Origin of the sequence: Mycobacterium sp. 1081908.1, assembly GCF_001673535.1 — a bacterium.
In the GTDB taxonomy this organism is placed as follows: domain Bacteria; phylum Actinomycetota; class Actinomycetes; order Mycobacteriales; family Mycobacteriaceae; genus Mycobacterium.
Window position 1 is genome coordinate 40,214 of the sequence record NZ_LZLY01000068.1, and the last position, 18,839, is coordinate 59,052.

Here is an 18,839-nt window from a genome sequence, read left to right on the forward strand (position 1 = left end):
GGCTAACCCAGGTTGGCCAGCAGCAGCGCCTCGGCGATCGCCGCGCGCTCCAAAACCCCCAGGTGCAGGCTCTCGTTGACGCTGTGCGCCTGGGTAGCCGGGTCTTCGACCCCGGTGACGAGGATCTTCGCCTGCGGGAACGCGGCGGCGAACTCGGCGATGAACGGGATCGAGCCGCCCATGCCCATGTCGATCGGCTCGGTGCCCCAGGCCTGCCGAAAGGCCGCTCGTGCGGCGTCGTACACCGGGCCGCTGGCGTCGATGGCGTAGGGCTCGCCCTTGTCGCCGCGCGTGACGCTGACCCGCGCCCCCCACGGGGCGTGCCGCTGCAGATGAGAGGTCAACGCGTCCAGGTGCGCCTCGGCGTCGCCGCCGGGCGCTATCCGCATGCTGACCTTGGCCCGGGCCCGGGGGATGAGCGTATTCGATGCTGCCGCAACGGGTGTCGTGTCGATGCCGATCACCGTGATCGCCGGCTTGGCCCACAGCCGCTGGGGCACCGAACCCGAACCGATCTCGGACACGCCCTCGAGCACGCCGGAATCGGCGCGGACCCGCTCGGGCGGATAGTCGGGGTAATTCAGTGAGCGGATGTCGGTTTCGTGCAGGCCGGGCACGGCGACGTTGCCGTCGTCGTCGTGCAAACTGGCCAGCAGCCGCACCAGGGCGCTCAGCGCGTCGGGAACCACGCCGCCCCACAGGCCCGAGTGCAGGCCGTGGTCGAGCGTGGCGATCTCGACCACGCAGTCGACCAGCCCGCGCAGCGAGACCGTGAGCGCCGGGGTGTCGGTGCTCCAGTTGTCCGAGTCCGCGATGACGATCACGTCGGCGGCCAGCGCGTCGCGGTGGGCGGCGAGCAATCGGCCCAGGGACGGCGAGCCGGATTCCTCCTCCCCCTCGACGAAGACCGTCACGCCGACCGGCGGGCGGCCCCCATGCGCCCGAAAGGCCGCCAAATGCGTTGCGATACCGGCCTTGTCGTCGGCGCTGCCGCGCCCGTACAGCCGCCCGTCGCGTTCGGTGGGCTCAAAGGGCGGGGACACCCATTGGCTGTGGTCGCCTTCGGGCTGCACGTCGTGGTGGGCGTACAGCAACACGGTGGGCGCTCCGGGCGGCGCCGGATGCCGCGCGATGACGGCCGGTGCCCCATCCTCGCTGACGATCCGCACGTCGCCAAAACCGGCCTGCGACAACAGGTCCGCCACCGCCCGCGCGCTGCGGTGCACCTCGTCGCGCCGGGCGGGGTCGGCCCACACCGATTCGATGCGCACCAGGTCGTCGAGATCGCGGCGCACCGACGGCAACACGGCGCGGACGCGCTCCTCCATCTCGCGAGCACACAGAAAAGCCCCTTCCTCACGGCGTGTCGCGGCGCTTTTGTGTCTGCTCGCGCTCAAGGAGTCTCCAGGATGGCGACCGCGGCCGCGGTGTCCCCCTCGTGCGTCAGCGACACATGGATCGTCACGTCGGCCAGGTGCTTGGCGATGTCCCCGGTCAACCGGACCCGGGGCCGGCCCCACATGTCGGTGACCACCTCGATGTCGCGGTGGATGTCCTCTGGCAACACGGGCCGCTGCGCGAACCGCGACACCGACCAGGCCTTGATCACCGCCTCCTTCGCCGCCCAGCGGGCCGCCAGGTGACGCGCCGCCGACGAACTCTTGTCCGAGGCATCGCGCCGCTCACCCGGGGTGAACGTTTCGGAGAATGCCGTTCCCGGTTGGTCGACTTGCTCGGCGAAATCAGGGATGGAGACGAGATCGATCCCCACACCGACAATGCCCATGGCTGGCCAGGTTAACCGATCGACGACGTCACCCGGCAGGCACCTCGTACGCGTCGTCATCACCCAGTCGGGCGGCCGGATTCAGCAGCATCGCCGCCTCCTGCCGCTTCTCCGGCACGTCATGGTCGAAGCGACGGTCCGGGGGCCGCTGGTACATCGGCGGACCACCGGCGATGGCCGACACCAGCCGGCGCTGGCCGGCCAGCAAGCGAGCCTCCGCGCGCCGCTGGTAGTCGGCGCGCTGGTCCGCGTCCAGCGCCGCGATGAACGCCTGCGGGTGTACCAGCGCGACGAGCCCGGACACGTGGCCGAACCCGAGGCTGGTCAGCATCCCCGCCTTGAGCGGGAACTTCTCCCCGAGCCGCAGCGTGTCTCGCACCCAGACGAAGTGCGCGGAACCCGCCAGTTCGTCGTCGACGCAGTCCAGGCTGCGGTTGGGCGGGATGACCCCGTCGCGCAGCATCTGGCACAGGCCCATCGTCTGGAAGACCGCGGCGCCGCCCTTGGCGTGGCCGGTGAGGCTCTTCTGCGACACCACGAACAGCGGGGCGCCCGGCGAGCGGCCCAGCGAGTCGGCCAGCCGCTCGTGCAGCTCGGTCTCGTTGGGGTCGTTGGCCAGCGTCGACGTGTCGTGCTTGGAGATCACGGCGATGTCGTCGGCGCCGACGCCCAGCTTGGCCAGCGCCCGCGCCAGCGGCGAATCCTTGCCGCCGCGGCCCGCGCCCAGCGCACCCAGGCCCGGGGCCGGGATCGAAGTGTGCACGCCGTCGCCGAACGACTGCGCGAACGCGACGACCGCGAGCACCGGCAGACCCATCTTGAGCGCCAGGTCGCCGCGGGCCAGCAGAATGGTGCCGCCGCCCTGGGCCTCGACGAAGCCCAGCCGGCGCCGGTCGTTGGGCCGGGAGAACTTCGAGTCGTGGATCCCCCGGCCGCGCATCATGCCGGTGTCCGCGGTAGCCGCCATGTCGCCGAAGCCGATGATGCCCTCGAGCGTCAGGTCGTCGATGCCACCGGCCACCACCATCTCCGCCTTGCCCAGCCGGATCTTGTCGAGGCCCTCCTCCATCGAGACGGCGGCGGTCGCGCAGGCCGCGACGGGATGGATCATCGCGCCGTAGCTGCCGATGTAGGACTGAACCACGTGCGCGGCAACGATGTTCGGCAGGACTTCCTGGAAGATGTCGTTCGGCTTGCTGCGGCCCAACAGGTTTCCGTGGTACATCGTCTGCATCGACGTGCCGCCGCCCATGCCGGTGCCCATCGTGTTGGCCACCATGCTCGGGTGCACATAGCGCATCACCTCGGCCGGGCTGAAGCCGGCGCTCAGGAACGCGTCGACGGTGGCCACGATGTTCCAGACCGCCAGGCGGTCAATGGAACTGGCCATGTCGGCGCTGAGGCCCCACACCGTCGGGTCGAACCCGGTCGGGATCTGCCCGCCGACGACCCGCGACAGCTTGGTCTTCCGCGGTACCCGGATCTCGGTGCCGGCCTTGCGGATGACCTGCCAGTCGCTGGAGTCGGGAACCGGCCGGATGATCGTGTGCTCCGGGTCGAACTCGACGAAGGCGCGGGCGTCGGACTCCGAGGACACCACGAACGCGAAGTCCTTGTCCAGGAACACCGACACCAGCAGCGGCGACGCATGGTCGGGGTCGATTGCGCCGTCGTCGACGAACTCACGGATGCCGCATCGCTCAACCACGATGTCGTGGTAGCGCTCGACCAGCTCGGACTCGTCCACCAGATCGCCGGATTCGGTGTCGTACCAACCGGGTTGGGGGTCGTCCTCCCAGCGGATCAGCCCGGTGGTCCAGGCAAGCTCGAGGACGCCGGCCGCCGACAGCTCGTTGTCGACCTCCATCTCGAAGCGGGTGCGCGACGAGCCGTACGGTCCGAGCTCGGCGCCGCCGACGATCACCACCAGGTCGGCGGGGTCGACGTCGAGGTCGGCCCATTCCGGTGCCGGTGCCGGCCGGTAGCCGCGCGGCGGCGACGGCAGCGCGCGAATGCTTCCCTCGGCGGCGTCATCGTCGTCGTGGGCGGCCTCGGCTGACATCTCCTCGCGCGCCTTGGCGGCCAGTTCGGCCATGTCGAGGTCGGCGTCGGCGAGCCCGCCGGTCAGGTCGGCCTCGATCGGCTTGCTGGCCGCGGCCACCTTGGACTCCACGTCGCACAGGCTCAACAGCATCGCGGCCATTTCGTCGGTCGAGTACGTGGTGACACCGGCCTCCTCGACGGCGCTGACGATCGCGTCGTTGTGGCCCATCAGGCCGGTGCCGCGGGTCCAGCCAATCAGGGCGTGCGCCAGGCTGACTCGGGCCGCCCACGACGACTCGGCGTGCCAGCGGCTCACCAGAGCGTCCAGCGCCGACTTGGCCTCACCGTAGGCGCCGTCGCCGCCGAACATGCCGCGGTTGGGCGAGCCCGGCAGGACCACGTGCAGGCGCGACGCGATGTCGCGCTCGGCGCCGATCTTCGACAGGCCGCCGATCAACCGCTGCACGGCCCACAGCAGCACCTTCATCTCCATCTCGGAGCGCGAGCCGGCCTCGGACAGGTCGCCGGCGACGCGTGGAGCCGCGAACGGGAACAGCAGCGTCGGGGTCTGCGCGTCCTTGATGTGAATCGATTGCGGCCCAAGGCTTTCGGACTGCTCGGTGCCGACCCACTCGACCAGGGCGTCGATATCGGAGTAGGACGCCATGTTGGCCGCCACCACCCACAGCGCGGCACCGTAGCGGGCGTGGTCGCGGTAGAGCCCGCGGTAGAACGCCAGCCGCTCGTCGTCGAGCTTGGATGTCGTCGCGATGACGGTGGCACCACCGTCGAGCAGTCGCGCGACCACCGACGCCGCGATCGAGCCCTTGGAGGCGCCCGTCACCACGGCGACCTCGCTGCTGGACGGGCCCGGCAGCGGGTTCTCGGCGCCGGCGGCGATGCGGCCGTACAGCGACGCGTGGATCTGGCGGCCGGCGGCCAGCGACTTGCCCTGCCACCAGGTGGCCTGGGTGGCGACGACGTGGCCGGCGCCCTCGAACCGCTCGGACAGCCGCACCCAGTCGGCGTCGATGTCGCCCTCGTCGGTCAGCCAAAGCTTGACCAGGTCCTCGCGGGCGCTGGCCCAGCGGTCGTCGAACACGACTGCCTTCTTGGCGTCGAAAACCGGAGCCACCAAACGCGGCCAGTCCGCGCCCAATTCGGCGGTGACCAAGTCGATGAGCTCGGCATCGGTGGCCGCCGGCGACACGCCGACCGGGTCGTCGAGGCCCAGCTGGCCCAGCACCAGGCGCGCCGCCGAGGCCAGCACGCCGTCGCGGCCGGTGATCTGGTCGGTGAATTCGCTCAGCGCGGACGCGTCGATGGTCGCGCCGCCACCACCGCCCGCCGACGGCAGCGTCACGGAAACTCCGTGGCGTGCGGCGACCGAGGTGACCGCCGCGTCGATGACCTTGTCGACGGAGGCGGCATCGGCCAGCGCGCCCTCGTGCAGGTGGCCCATCGCGCCCCCGCGAATGCTGGTGCCCTCGCGGGTGCCCAGCGCCACTTCCACGGTGACGTGCTTGACCCAGCCGTCGCCGAGCTCCCAGGTCTTCTTGACCCGATCGGCGATCGCCGCCGGCCGCTTGCCCGACGGTCCCAGAACCGTGCGCAGCTGATCGTTGATCGCGTCGGAAAGCACTGGGCCGTACGGCTTGTAGGTGCGCGCGAGCTTGGTCACCTGCGAGCGCAGGCCGGCCAGGTCGGCCTCGGCGGCGCCGTCGATGGCCCCCAGGTTCAGCTCCGAACCCAGGTCCACCAGCAGCTGGTTACGCCGCGACGACGCGCCGTCGGTGATGGTCTCGATGGAGTCCAGCTGTTCGATCTGGTCGATGCGCATCTTGGCCGACAGCGCGATGAGGGCCAGGGTGGCGTCGGCGGCGTCGAAGGTGAGGTCGTCCGGCCGGGCCGCCCCCGAGGGCGCCGTGGGTGCCGAAACCGGTGCGGCTGCGGCCGTTTCGGGCGCCGCGGCGTCCGCGGTGGCCGTGGCGGAGTCGTCGACCTCGTCCTCGGGCTCCGGCTCCGGGTCGGTGTCGGTGGCGAACAGCACGGCGGCGTCGCGCTCGGCGTTGAGCACTTCCACTGTGCTGTGCGCGTATTCGGGCAGCTTGAGGGTGTTGGTCGCGAGGCCGGCGACGGTCGGCGCCGACTTCACGCCGATCTCGACGAACCGCTCCACACCGAGACCGCCCGCGGCCTCCTCGGTGAACAGCAGGTCCTGGGTCTCGATCCAGCGCACCGGGCTGGCGAACTGCCAGGCCAGCAGCTCGATCAACACCTTGCGGGCCAGCTCGGCCGGCCGCTCACGACGCCAGGTGTCGTAGTCGGCGAGGATTTCGTCGAGCGGCTCGGCGGGCACCAAATCCCGGATCTCCTGGACGAAGTCGCGATCCAGCGTGAAGGGTCTCGGCACCAGGTTCGGGATGTAGCGGCCGACGATGATGTCGGGATGCTTGTCGCGCGGCATGACCCGTTCCAGCGCTCGCCGGAAGTCGGCCACCCCGACCCGCAACACCCGCGAGTGGAACGGCACGTCGATGCCCGGCACCAGGATGAACGAGCGCCGCCCACCGCTGAGCTCGCGCCGGCGCTCGACCTCGGCCTCCAGGGCCTCCAGACCGCGCACCGTGCCAGCGATCGCGTACTGGGAGCCGCGCAGGTTGAAGTTCACGATCTCGAGGAACTCACCGGTGCTCTCGGCGATTCCGGCGACGAACGCCGGAACCTCCTCGTCGGGCAGGTCGATCTGCGAGGGCCGGATCGCGGCCAGCCGGTAGTTGGAGCGGCCCAGCTCGTCGCGGGGCACGATGTCGTGCATCTTCGACCCGCGGTGAAACACCATCTCCAGCAAGGCTTCCAGTTCGTAGATGCCCGTCACGCAGGCCAGCGCGGTGTACTCACCGACCGAGTGACCGCACGCGACGGCGCCTTCGACGAAGGCGCCCTGCTCGCGCATCTCGGCCACCTGCGCGGCGGCCACCGTCGCCATCGCGACCTGGGTGAACTGCGTCAGGTACAGCACCCCCTCGGGGTGGTTGTAGTGCACGCCGCTGGCGATGATGCTGGTCGGGTTGTCGCGCACCACATGCAGCACCGAGAAGCCCAGCGTGTCGCGGGTGAACTTGTCCGCGGCGTCCCACACCTTGCGCGCCGCCTTGGACCGGGCCCGGACCTCCATGCCCATGCCCTTGTGCTGGATGCCCTGGCCGGGGAACGCGTAGACCGTCCTCGGGGAGCCCAGCCGCGCGGTGGCCGACATCACCAGGTCCGAACCGACCCGCGCGGCCACTTCCAAAACCTCGGCGCCCTGGTCGATTCCGACGCGATCCACCCGGAAGTCCACCTCGTCGCCGGGGCGGACCATGCCCAGGAACCGGGCGGTCCAGCCGACCAGCCGAGCGGGCGGGCGGGCCTTCCCGTCGGTGGCGGTCGCCGCGTGCTGCGCCGCGGCCGACAGCCACATGCCGTGCACGATCGGCGATTCCAGGCCCGCCAGCAGTGCGGCCGCCCGATCGGTGTGGATGGGGTTGTGGTCACCGGACACCACCGCGAACGGGCGCATGTCGACCGGCGCGGCCAGCGTGACGTCGCGACGGCGACGGCGCGGGGTATCGGTCGCGTTCTCCGAGACCGCGCCGCCGGCCCGGACCGGGTCGGTGAGCTCGGCCGCACCGGTGCGCCCGAGGATCGCGAAACGCTCGGCGAGCGTGGCGATTACCGCGCCGTCCGCGTCCGAAATGGACACCGAGACCGGGACCACCCGGCCCATGTCCGTGTCGACGGCGCGGGAAGCCGTTGCGGTTACCGTCAATTGGGCCCGCTCCGTCGGCAGCTTGCCGACCACGTGGGCGGCGTGGTCCAGGTGCACCAGGCTCAGCAGGCCCTCCACCACCGGGATGCCGGAATCGGTGGCCGCCGAGCCGATCGCCGCGAAAACGGCGGGCCAGCAAGGGCCGACGAGCGCGTCGGGCACGGTGGTGAGGCTCGGCGCCAGCGGCTCGCCGAAGGTGGCGGTGACCCCGGTGTGATCCGCGACCCGCTCGGGATCCCAGTCCACCGTCAGCGTGGCCGTGCCGTCGGTGACCGCGGGCAAGAACTCGGGCCCGTCGACACCCGCGGCGATCGCGAGGACCGCACGCATGGCGGTGGTGGCATCCTCGGTGGACACCACCGGGGTGCCGCCGTCAACGGTGTTGGCGGGCAACCGGAATGGGATGTCGACCCACGCGCCCGAGACGGGCACGCTCAGCACGACGCTGTCGCCGTTGACCTCGAGCCGCGCCCCGGTCGACGAGTGCGTGGCGCGCTGGCTTTCGGGTCCGTCGTGCACCAGCCAGTCGCTCGGGTCGGCGATCCGATGAACCGGGTTGGTCGCGGTGCGGCCGGCCCACTGCACGTCCGGCGCGTCGAGCACGACGGCCAGCGGTCCGGTCACGTCGGTGCGGCCGCGCCGGCGCGACGTGACGGGCCGAGGCTCCGCGCCCGCGCCCAGCACCTCGTCGACGGCGGCCTGCTCGAAACGGTCGAGCAATTCGCCGACGGGTTCGTCCATCCGGGTGATGCCGGCCACCGCGGCGGTGCCCGGGATGATGCACACCTGGTCGGCGTCGTAGCGGGCGTCGTGGGCCTGCCACAGCGAGTCACTGCGCCACCAGCGCCGGACGTCCTTGTCGATGACCGGCACGAAGTTGACCGGCTTGCCCAGGGTCTTGCACAACGTGACGAAGAACGGCACATCGGCGGGGTGCAGTTGCACGGTTTCGGCGTCGGGATAGAACGCAAGCAGCGTCGCGATCGCGTCGTCCGGGTTTTCCAGCAGGGCCGCGTCGTCGAACCGCGTCTCGATGGGCCCGAAATCCTTTGGGTGCAAACGAGCCTCGGCGCGCTGCAGCATTTGGTGGAAACGGTCGCGCCACGTGTCGGCCAGCCAGGGGCTGCCGGGCGACGCGGTGTCGGCGGTCGAATCGCCCTCACCGATGGTCAGTTCGACGTACCGCCGCAACCACTGCAGGTAGGTCATCTCCCCCACGTCGCCGAAGTACGGCTTGGCGGTGTTGGCCATCGCCGCGATGATCTCGTCGCGACGCTCGGCGACCGCGTCGGCGTCACCGGCAACCTCGTCGAGCAGCCGGCCGCACCGGGAGGCGCTGTTGTCGATCTCGTGGATGTCCGCGCCGAGCTGGCTACGGCTGGAAGCCATGCCGCCCTGGGCTTTTCCGGCGCTGATCCATTGGTCGGTGCCGGTGGTTTCGACCAGCATCCGCTTGACCGACGGCGACGTCGTGGACTCGAGCGTCGCCATCGCCGCGGTGCCGACCAGGATGCCGTCGATCGGCATCAACGGGAAGCCGTAGGCCTCGGCCCAGCGCCCGGACAGGTATTCGGCCGCCCGCTCGGGGGTGCCGATGCCGCCGCCGACGCAGACGGTGATGTTGGGACGCGACCGCAATTCCGAATACGTCGCCAGCAGCAGGTCGTCGAGGTCCTCCCAGGAGTGGTGCCCGCCGGCGCGGCCGCCCTCGACGTGCATGATCACCGGCTTGGTGGGCACCTCGGTCGCGATGCGGATGACGCTGCGGATCTGCTCGACCGTGCCGGGCTTGAACACCACGTGGCTGATGCCGATGTCGTTCAGCTCGTCGATCAGCTCGACGGCTTCCTCGAGGTCCGGGATGCCGGCGCTGATCACCAGGCCGTCGATCGCGGCGCCGGACTGGCGGGCCTTCTGCACCAGGCGCTTGCCGCCGACCTGCAGCTTCCACAAGTAGGGATCGAGGAACAGCGCGTTGAACTGATAGGTGCGGCCGGGCTCGAGCAGTCCGGAGAGCTCCTCGATGCGGTCGGCGAAGATTTCTTCGGTTACCTGCCCGCCGCCGGCCAGCTCGGCCCAGTGCCCGGCGTTGGCCGCGGCCGCCACGATCTTGGCGTCGACGGTGGTCGGGGTCATGCCCGCGAGCAGGATCGGCGAGCGCCCGGTCAGCCGGGTGAACTTCGTCGTGAGCTTGACCCGGCCGTCGGGAAGCCGGACCACGCCCGGGGCGTAGGTCGACCACGCCCGGGCGACCTCGGGGGTGGCCCCGACGGTGAAGAGGTTGCGCTGACCCCCGCGGGTCGCCGCGGGCACGATGCCGACGCCGAGGCCGCGGATCACCGGCGCCGTCAGCCGCGTCAGGATGTCCCCCGGACCCAGGTCGAGAATCCAGCGCGCGCCGGCCTGGTGAACGCTCGTGATCTCATCGACCCAGTCGACGCCGCTCACGAGGATGGCCTCGGTCAGCTTGCGTGCCAGCGCGACGTCGAGGCCGACCTTCTCGGCCCAGCCCCCGACGATGTCGATGCCGTCGGCCAGCCGCGGCGTGTGGAAGCCCACCTCGACCCGGACCGGGTCGAAGACCGGCGCGAACACGTCGCCGCCGCGGACCTTGTTCTTGCGCTCGGCCTCTTCCTTTTCGGAGATCTGCTGGCAATACAGTTCGAAGCGCGAGAGCTGCTCGGGGGTGCCAGTGATGACGACCGACCGCCGGCCGTTGCGGATGGACAGCACCGGAGGCAGCACGGTCCGCACATCCTGGGCGAACTCGTCGAGCAGCCGGCGAATGCGTTCGGGGTCGGCGTTGGTCACCGACACCATCGGCGGGCGGTTTCCCAGCACGGAGATCCCGCGGCGGCGGGCAACCAGGGTGCCGGCCGCGCCGATCAGCTGCGCCAGCGCCAGCAGTTCGATGTCACGGGCGCCCGCGGCGTTGAATGCCTCGACGGCCAGCACGCCCTGCGAATGCCCGACGACGGCCACCGGCGGCGTCGCGGTCCAGTCCATGCCCTGCCGGGCCAGCGCGCGCGCCGCCGCGATCTGGGTGAGCAGCACGCCGGGGATCGACACCGCGGCCGACGTCAGATGCTTGTCCGACGGGATCGGATCCTCGGCCGCCAGCGCACGCACCCACGGCAGCGGCTCGAAACCGATCGGACGCACCACGACCAGCTCTTTGGCCACCGGCTCGAGCAGCAGTTCCACCTCACCGACCAGCGTTGCCAGGTCGGTTTCGATCCCGGCCGACGACACCAGCTCTTCGAGGGTTTCCAGCCAGGCGCTGCCCTGGCCGCCGAAGGCGATGGCGTACGGCTCGCCGGCCGTCAGACGGTCGACCAGAGCATGGGCGCTATGCGGGCTGTTGCCGTCGCGGTCAGCGGACACCCGGTCGTGCTCGTGGATCGTCACCTTCTGTATCTCCCCTGTATGCGTCTTTACGTCTCGGTTTCGTTCGGCCGGTCGGCCCCGGAGGCCGGGGCCTGCTCGGTCTCAGTCGATTCCCCGTCGAATCACAGCCGGAGGACGGCTGGCCGGTGTGCTGTCGGCGGACCGCCCCGATGGATCGCGCGACGCGGCGGACAGCATCGGCTGTACTAAGAGTGTCATAAGGATCAGTGCCCTTTTTGCATGTTGATCGGTTACTGGTGAGTTCTACGCACGGGTAACCGTGTCGTGGGTAACACCGGGTTTAACCGCCCGCGCGGGCGCGACGAACAAACCTGCTGCATGCAGGTGGTTACGGTCGAGTAGCCATAACTGCGCTGATCAAGGCACGATTGTTATGTAATCGTTATGTTAAAAAAATCGGCTCGCTCAGCCGCCGTTGACACCGCGTCAGCCCCGCCCGCCGGACCCGCCGCGCGTGAAAATGAGCGAACGAGTGTTTGCTGGAAGTTGGACCGTCCGGCCCTCAGGCCCACTGACCGAATTGCGGTTTGAGGATTTCGTTGATGTCGACCCCGACCCCGCCGACGCTTCGTTTGTCGATCTCGACCTGATGCAGGCTCGCGGCAGGATGGGCGAAGCCCTTCGGCGAGCCCCAGTTGTGTTGCCAGAAGTACGAGCCCAGACCGTCGTGCAGGGCCCAGTCGATGGTTTTCGAATTGCCGTACACGCCGGTGCGCTCGTGCCCGATCACCGACTCCCAGGAGCGCAGATATGGAACTATCTGCTGCTTGTACTGCTCGTATGACGGGTCGTCGTCGATCGACGCGTAGATCGGCGCGTTCGCCGGACCGCCGGCGGCGGCGTGCAACTGCATACCGCGCTGCGCGTGTTGCAGCCCGGCGCCCGCCCCGCCCAGCCAGTCGGCCGTCGAGCCCTTACCGTACTGGTAGCAGGACACGATCTTGAGCCCGTTACTGCTCAGGTCACGGGCCTCGCCGACCTGAATCGGCTTGCCGAGCATCCAGTTGCCGCCCGGCCTGCGGTCGGAGACGTAGCGGATGGATCCGACCGCCCCGGCGGCCCTGATCTGGCTGGCCGGGATGACACCGGCCGCGTAATCCAGCAGGGTGCCGAGCGACGCCGATGCCGGCGCGGCGCGCAGCGACGCGGCCGCGACGCCCAGCCCTAACAGACCCGGGGTCGCGGCCGCGAATTTGAGCACGTCGCGACGGGAGACGGACACACGCCACAGGGTACGGCAGAAACCTCACTAGCCTCATAAACCACTTGGACCACAGCGGTCACATCTGCGTCACATCGGCGCATCGGCGGGCAGCACGATGACGATGATGGCCTCCAAGCCGCGGCTGGCGGTCTGCCGCGCGATCTCCTCGAGGAAGTGGGCGGCGGCCGGACTTATCGATCCGGCCCAGGCCCGGAATCCCTGCACCATCACCGGGTCGTTCGCCAGCATCGGTTGTACCCGCCGCAGCACGCTGACCACGTCGTCGGGCAACGGGTCGGCGACTTGCGCGTCGATCCAGGTGCGCGCGAGTTCTATTGCCGCCGAATCGCTTTCGTCCAACGCAACGACATCGTTGGCGAGTTTGCGCAGCCGGTCGAAGAGCACCGGATGTCCATGCGTCTCGGCCAGTTGCTCCAGTAGCGTGCTCGCCGCCGGCGGCAACGCCATCTGCCCGAACAAGGCGGGGACGGGAAGCTCCCACTCGTCGAACAGGTGGGCATACATCGCGGTGACCGGCGGCGACAGCGGTGCGGTGAGTCTGCCGATGACGCCGATGCTGTCGCGATGCCGGGTCGCCAGCCTGCGCAGGATGTCTTCGTTGAGGCCGGCCGGGCCGGTGTCGGTGGCGGCATCGATCGCCGCGATCAGCTGATCGAGCCGATCGCGCTCGCGTACCAGGAGCGTGCGGTGTTCGTCCAGCAGCGCGGCCAGGGTGGTCTGGCCGCCGTCGAGCAAGCGTTGGATGTCGGTGATGCCGACGCCGAGGCTTCTCATCAGGTCGATGCGAAGCAGCTCGAGCACCTGGTCGACGTCGAAAACGCGGTAACCGTTGCTCAGGTACTCGGCGTGCAGCAGTCCGATTTTCTCGTAGTGGCGGATGCGGCCCGAGGCGATTCCGGTCAGGGCCGCGACGTCGCCGATAAGCAACTGCTCAGCCACGGCTTGACCTTACAACTGTCGCAAGGTCTCTACTGGGCAGATGGAGCGTGACCAGCTCGTCGACCTGACGAGGCGGGCGTGCAAGCTGGCGCGCGACAAAACGACCGATCTCGCTCCGTCACAGCATCGGGTAGAAGCGCGGGACTACACGTCGGTCGAGCGACACGAGCTGGACCGGGCCATGCTGCTGGCCAGCCCGCAGCTCGTCGGCTACGTCTCGGAGCTGCCAGGTCCGGGCGCGTACTGCACCAAGACGGTGATGGGCCGATCGATCCTGCTGACCCGCACCTCCGCGGGTTCGGTCAAGGCGTTCGACAACGTCTGCCTGCACCGCCAATCGCAGGTCGCGACGGGGTGCGGAACGGCGAAGCGGTTCACGTGCCCGTATCACGCGTGGACGTACGACAACACGGGGCGCTTGGTGGCACTTCCGGGACATGAGGGGTTCCCGGAGGTGACCGTCAAGTCCGACGGTTTGGCCGAGTTGCCGGCCGCCGAATATGCCGGATTCCTTTGGGTCGCGCTGGATCCCGGCGCGGACCTGGACGTCGCGGCGCATCTGGGCCCGCTGGCCGCCGAGCTCGAGGCCTGGGGCATCGGGCGGTGGTCGCCGTTGGGCGAGAAGGTCCTCGACTTTCCGATCAATTGGAAGCTGGCGGCCGACACCTTCGCGGAGAACTACCATTTCGCCACGGTGCACCGGCAGACGTTCGCCACCATCGCCCGGAGCAACTGCACGGTGTTCGACTCGTACGGCCCCCATCACCGGTTGATCTTCCCGCTCAACACGATCCTGGACCTCGACGATGTTCCCGAAGAGCAGTGGGACCCGTTCCACAACATGGTCGTGATCTACGCGCTGTTCCCCAACATCGTGCTGTCGGTGACCATCGCCAACGGCGAGTTGTTCCGCATCTACCCGGGCGACCGGCCCGGCCGGTCGATCACCGTGCACCAGAACTCGACACCGCTGGACCTGTCCGACGAATCCGTGGCCGCCGGTGCTCGAGCCGTCTTCGAGTACGCCCACGCCACGGTCCGCGACGAGGACTACCGGCTCGTCGAGGGCCTGCAGGCCAACCTCGAGTCGGGCGCCCGGGATCACCTGGTGTTCGGCCGCAACGAACCGGGGCTGCAGCACCGCCACATCACCTGGGCGCGGGCGGTCGCCGAGTTCGCCCCTAGCTGACGCCACGGATACCGCGACACTGCAACCACGCACACGACGCGCCGGAGAACGTGTGCGTAGTTTCAATCTCGGCGCGCGCCGTCGTCGGACAGCACGGCGATCAGGTCCTCGAGAAGCGTTGCCAACGCATCGTTTTCGACGGGCGCCGCGCCGGTTAGCAGTTCGACCGCCTCGCCGCGACGGCCGGCGGCGACCAGCGGCACCACTCGCTCGACGATCGTCTGCAGCTCCGGGGCGGGTGGTTCGACGTTCGCGACGGTGGTGGCCAGCACCTCGACCAGTTCCCAATCGCGGTACAGCGCGAGCGAGCGCTCGTTGAAGGCAAACCCGGTCACGGGCTTGCCCCACAGCGTTCCCTGGTAGCGGTACGGGCCTTCCATGTACTCGATCGGCAGGCCGTGGGCCGGGGCCGCCACCAGCGGCTCCCCGACAATGTCCAATTGCAGTGTGGCGCAGCCGATCCGGTGGCGATCCGGCATGTATCGGGCGGAGGCAACCGGCCGCACCAGCGGCCGCACCGCGTTCGGCCAGCGCACGTAGCTGCTGATCGTGACCTCGACGTCTTCGGCGCAGTCCGGCGGGATGGCCGGGTCTGGATAGCTGGTCGTGACGCCGGTAAACGGCTGCAGCGCATTGCCGTTCGTGCGGTCGAATTGCCGCCAGACGCTCAGGTCCACGCCATTGTCGAAGTTGATGGTGCGCCATTCGTGCGACCTGGCTCGTGGGTCTCCCCCGCTTCCCCCGCCGCCGGCGTACTTGGGGAACCACTGCCGGTCGACGTGCCCGCCGCTGCCGGAGACCTGCTCGACGACGTCTCCCCAGCGCAGTGTGCCCGTCATCGCCATGCCCGTCTGGAAATACGAGTACGTGTCGCTCTGGCCGAAGCAGACGATCTTCCCGTTGTAGGTCGACGCGCCCACCGGTGTCGGTGCGCGCGTTGGGGTTACGGCGAGGTCGAGCCGCATCGGCCGGCCGGTGTGGTCCTCGCCCACCAGGCTGACGCGATACGTGAACGGCAGCAATTCCCCGTCGGCACCGCGGCAGGCGGTCCAGGACGCGGTGCCCGCGCCGCTGTGGTAGGTGAGATCGAGGTAACCCGGCGCCATGGCCAATTTGCGCTGGGCCCCCGGCTCCATGTTGGCCGGCGGCATGTCGTAGTCCGTGTAGGTGCCGTAGTCGCCGGTGTCCAGGTCGAACAGCGCCATCGTGTAGAAATCCGCGACAATTGTTCCGCCGGGCCGGTTCTTGTTGAAGATCGTCAGGAAGGCGAACGAGCGGCCGCTTTCGGCAGCATCGAGCTGGCCTGCGATGAACCAGGTGTCCGACTCCTGGTCGGCGTGTTCGCCTTCGGCGGCGGGGAAGTCCAGCTGGGGATCGCCGGGTACCAACCGGAAGGGGTAGGTGCGCCAGTCGCTATCCATGTCGCTTCCTTGCCACGGCGCCATCTTGCTTTTTTCACTATGTTAGCGTCAATAGCGAAATTGCGGTCGCGGTCCCATTCCCCGAGGAAGTGCCCCGATGACAGACAATCCCAGCCATCGTTCCTATAACGAACTCTTCATCGGAGGGCAGTGGCGCAAGCCCGCCAACCCGCAACAGCTCGCCGTGATCTCGCCGCACTCCGAAGAGCCGGTCGGTCACGTGCAGGTGGCCGGGCCCGAGGACGTCGACGCCGCCGTCGCCGCCGCGCGAAGCGCTTTCGACCACGGCCCCTGGCCGCGCCTGAGCCATGCCGATCGGATGGCCAAGGTCGAGCAGCTCGCCGGGATCTACGCCGGCCACATCGAGGAGATGGCCGACCTCATCACCGACGAGATGGGATCTCCGCGCAGCTTCAGCCGGCTGGGCCAAGGGGCCGCCGCGGCCTCGCTGATCCACCTCGCGCTGGCCGCCGCCCGCGACTTTCCCTGGACGGAGCGCCGCCAGGGCGTCCTCGGCGAAGTGCACCTGCGCAGGGCCCCGGTCGGGGTCGTCGGGGCGATCGTGCCGTGGAACGTGCCGCAGTTCCTGATCATGCCCAAGCTGATCCCCGCCCTGATCGCGGGCTGCACGGTGATCATCAAGCCCGCGCCCGAAACGCCTTTGGACGCTTTGTGGTTGGCCGAAATGATCGAGCAGCTGGACCTGCCCGACGGGGTGGTATCGGTGCTGCCGGGCGGACCGGACATCGGCGAAGCGCTGGTCCGCCATCCCGGCGTGGACAAGATCGCGTTCACCGGATCCAGCGCCGTCGGGCGTCGCATCGCCGCCCTCTGCGGGGAACAACTGAAGCGCTACAGCCTGGAGCTCGGCGGCAAGTCGGCGGCGATCATTCTCGACGACGCCGACATCGGCAAGACGGTGGCCGGGCTGAAAACCGCCGGCCTGATGAACAACGGCCAGGCCTGCGTTGCGCAGACCCGCATCCTGGTCAGCGAACGGCGCCACGACGAGGTCGTCGACGCGTTGGCCGAGATGATGTCGGCGCTCAACGTCGGCGATCCGGCCGACGAGGCCACCGATATCGGACCCCTTGTCGCGCAACGGCAACAGCGTCGGGTCCAGGAGTACATCGAGTCGGGTAAAACGGAAGGGGCCCGCGTCGTGGTCGGCGGTGAGGACAGTCCGTCCGAGCGCGGCTGGTACGTGCGGCCGACGCTGTTCGCCGACGCCAACAACGACATGCGCATTGCCCGCGAGGAGATCTTCGGGCCGGTGTTGACCGTGCTGCGCTACCGCGACGAGGACGACGCGATCCGGATCGCCAACGAGAGCGACTACGGTTTGGCGGGTTCGGTGTGGACCTCTGACATCGCCCACGGCTTGGAGGTCGCGGCCGGTGTCCGCACCGGCACCTACGGCATCAACATGTACACGCTCGACATCGGCGCCCCGTTCGGCGGCTTCAAGCAGTCGGGCATCGGGCGCGAGTTCGGCCCGGAGGGCCTACACGAGTACGTCGAGCTTCAGACGCTGGTCTGCAAGGGCAAGTTGCCGCCGCTATAGGTCGCGCGGCTGCCACGCGGGATCGCGGCCCAGCCGCGCGAGAAGCATTGCCTGCGCGTCGATTTCGCTACCCGCGGCGACCGGCGGCCCGAACATTCCCGACGCGGTCAAGGCCTGGGGATCCGTGGGCAAGTCGACGTAAAACCGTTCGCACCAGCCGGGATCCAGCCGGTCGTCGGCGTCCACCGCGCGGGCGAGGTCCCAGGTATGCACCAAAACATCGCGGGTCAGATTCGGCATCAGCCGGTAGGCGTCCAGCCCCGGCGCCCCACCGGATTGAAGCGCCTCCGTCAGGGCGTCGTAGGTCAATCGCCAACGCACCCGCGGATCGTCTCGCGGCCGGTCGGGCTTCAGCCCGAGGGGCCGCAGGATAAGCACGTCGTGAAAACCGATGACGTGCTCGAGCACCCCTCGGGCGTCCCATTCATCGCACGGCGAACGACGGTCCCACTTGCCGTCCGCCGAGTCGACGGCCTCGCCGAAGCGGCGGCATGCCGCGAGGTGCAGTTCGGCTACGTCATCGATCGTCACGGCGTTCGGGCATCTGCAGCGTGAGTTCGACCGGGCAGCACAGGGCCCCATGCTGATTGGTCACCTGGATCTCGACGTCGACAAGGCAGCGCGGCGGGTCCACCGAGGTGTCTCGCCGCTTGGACAGCGCCCGCCCGCGCCCGATCATCGTGTCCCCCGCGTACACCGACCCGACCAGCCGCATCGATCGGCGCACCACGCGGCTGGTCGGACCCGCCCAATCGGTGGCCACCCGATCGGCAAACCCGGCCAGGTGCATGGTGTTGACGTAAATCGTTGGGTTTCCCTGACTTTGGGCATAACCAGGGTCGAAATGCCCCGGGAAATAATCCCACGTCGCCCCCGCGTTCTCGACCACCCGCTGATAGCTGATGTGGTCGACCACCTCCGGCAACTCGACGGGAACCTCGATGGTGTTCCAGTCCAGGTCGGTCACGACGCGCCGCTCGGGGTGAACCGGAACAGGGTGTTTCGGCAGGTGGCCACGACGGCGCCGTCCTGCCGGGTATAGGTCTCCAGCGTCTCGACGAAATGACCGACCCCCAGCCGGGTCCGCTTCTCCGGCGACACGGACACCAGCTCCTCGACGGCGGTCAGCACGTCTCCTTCGACGATGGGCCGCAGAAACTCAACGTCGTTGGCCGAGTTGATGAACGTGGTGCCGGGCAGCGGCACCCGCAGCACCACCGAGGCCGCGGGCGGCCTGCCTGTGGGCTCCCACGGCGGGGGGATCAGCCAACCCATCAAAAGGGCCGGCGGGGCGAGCAGGCCGCCCCACCTCTCCCGGGCAAACTCGGCATCCCAATACGATCGATTCCCGTCGCGGACCATCGCGGCGAACAACTGGATGCGCGCGCCGCTGACGGGCGTTTTCGCGGTGCGGGGTTCGCTCTTCGCGCCGACCATGCGCAGCGCGTCTTCG

Annotated in this window: 11 protein-coding genes; 2 read left to right on the forward strand and 9 right to left on the reverse strand. The window is 69.2% G+C overall.

Annotated features, from left to right (window positions below; genetic code table 11):
* Window positions 1-2 precede the first annotated feature (2 nt).
* The 5 genes from A5655_RS09435 to A5655_RS09455 form a co-directional block, all read right to left on the reverse strand.
* Entirely contained in the window at window positions 3-1,397 is a 1,395-nt protein-coding gene (locus A5655_RS09435) for a dipeptidase (RefSeq protein ID WP_156764791.1), read from the reverse strand.
* Entirely contained in the window at window positions 1,394-1,786 is a 393-nt protein-coding gene (locus A5655_RS09440) for a holo-ACP synthase (RefSeq protein WP_066928483.1), read from the reverse strand. Before A5655_RS09440 ends, A5655_RS09435 begins: the two co-directional genes overlap by 4 nt.
* A gap of 28 nt (window positions 1,787-1,814) precedes the next feature.
* The gene (locus A5655_RS09445) at window positions 1,815-11,048 is read right to left on the reverse strand and encodes a type I polyketide synthase (protein ID WP_067008653.1); all 9,234 of its coding nucleotides are present in this window, start codon (window positions 11,046-11,048) and stop codon (window positions 1,815-1,817) included.
* A 502-nt stretch (window positions 11,049-11,550) separates the two neighbouring features.
* The gene (locus tag A5655_RS09450) at window positions 11,551-12,270 is read right to left on the reverse strand and encodes a DUF1906 domain-containing protein (RefSeq protein WP_067008656.1); all 720 of its coding nucleotides are present in this window, start codon (window positions 12,268-12,270) and stop codon (window positions 11,551-11,553) included.
* A gap of 69 nt (window positions 12,271-12,339) precedes the next feature.
* Window positions 12,340-13,212, reverse strand: a complete 873-nt coding sequence (locus tag A5655_RS09455) for a MerR family transcriptional regulator (RefSeq protein WP_067008659.1) — start codon at window positions 13,210-13,212, stop codon at window positions 12,340-12,342.
* Between the two features lie 40 nt (window positions 13,213-13,252).
* Here A5655_RS09455 and A5655_RS09460 point away from each other — a divergent pair, with 40 nt between their 5' ends.
* The gene (locus A5655_RS09460) at window positions 13,253-14,401 is read left to right on the forward strand and encodes an aromatic ring-hydroxylating dioxygenase subunit alpha (RefSeq protein WP_067008662.1); all 1,149 of its coding nucleotides are present in this window, start codon (window positions 13,253-13,255) and stop codon (window positions 14,399-14,401) included.
* 62 nt (window positions 14,402-14,463) lie between these two features.
* Here A5655_RS09460 and A5655_RS09465 read toward each other — a convergent pair whose 3' ends face one another.
* Window positions 14,464-15,822, reverse strand: a complete 1,359-nt coding sequence (locus tag A5655_RS09465; RefSeq protein WP_067008993.1) for a secreted hydrolase — start codon at window positions 15,820-15,822, stop codon at window positions 14,464-14,466.
* 97 nt (window positions 15,823-15,919) lie between these two features.
* On the opposite strand from A5655_RS09465, the gene A5655_RS09470 reads away from it, so the two are divergent.
* Window positions 15,920-17,386 (forward strand): aldehyde dehydrogenase, encoded by a 1,467-nt coding sequence (locus A5655_RS09470; protein WP_067008664.1) that lies wholly within the window; start codon window positions 15,920-15,922, stop codon window positions 17,384-17,386.
* On the opposite strand, the gene A5655_RS09475 is transcribed toward A5655_RS09470, so the two are convergent.
* Genes A5655_RS09475 through A5655_RS09485 form a run of 3 tightly spaced genes read right to left on the reverse strand, consistent with a single transcriptional unit; the run spans window position 17,381 to window position 18,823 of the window.
* Entirely contained in the window at window positions 17,381-17,917 is a 537-nt protein-coding gene (locus A5655_RS09475; RefSeq protein ID WP_231999109.1) for a maleylpyruvate isomerase family mycothiol-dependent enzyme, read from the reverse strand. The genes A5655_RS09470 and A5655_RS09475 overlap by 6 nt on opposite strands.
* Window positions 17,904-18,353 (reverse strand): MaoC family dehydratase, encoded by a 450-nt coding sequence (locus A5655_RS09480; protein ID WP_067008667.1) that lies wholly within the window; start codon window positions 18,351-18,353, stop codon window positions 17,904-17,906. Before A5655_RS09480 ends, A5655_RS09475 begins: the two co-directional genes overlap by 14 nt.
* On the reverse strand, window positions 18,350-18,823 hold the full coding sequence (locus A5655_RS09485; RefSeq protein WP_231999117.1) for a MaoC family dehydratase N-terminal domain-containing protein: 474 nt from the start codon (window positions 18,821-18,823) through the stop codon (window positions 18,350-18,352). Before A5655_RS09485 ends, A5655_RS09480 begins: the two co-directional genes overlap by 4 nt.
* Between the last annotated feature and the right edge of the window lie 16 nt (window positions 18,824-18,839).

What these genes read in the sequence shown, in the direction of transcription:
- A5655_RS09470 (WP_067008664.1), top strand. Translation starts at nt 15,920, where the DNA reads ATGACAGACAATCCCAGCCATCGTTCCTATAACGAACTCTTCATCGGA.
- A5655_RS09460 (WP_067008662.1), top strand. Translation starts at nt 13,253, where the DNA reads ATGGAGCGTGACCAGCTCGTCGACCTGACGAGGCGGGCGTGCAAGCTG.
- A5655_RS09485 (WP_231999117.1), bottom strand. Translation starts at nt 18,823, where the DNA reads ATGGTCGGCGCGAAGAGCGAACCCCGCACCGCGAAAACGCCCGTCAGC.
- A5655_RS09440 (WP_066928483.1), bottom strand. Translation starts at nt 1,786, where the DNA reads ATGGGCATTGTCGGTGTGGGGATCGATCTCGTCTCCATCCCTGATTTC.
- A5655_RS09465 (WP_067008993.1), bottom strand. Translation starts at nt 15,822, where the DNA reads ATGGATAGCGACTGGCGCACCTACCCCTTCCGGTTGGTACCCGGCGAT.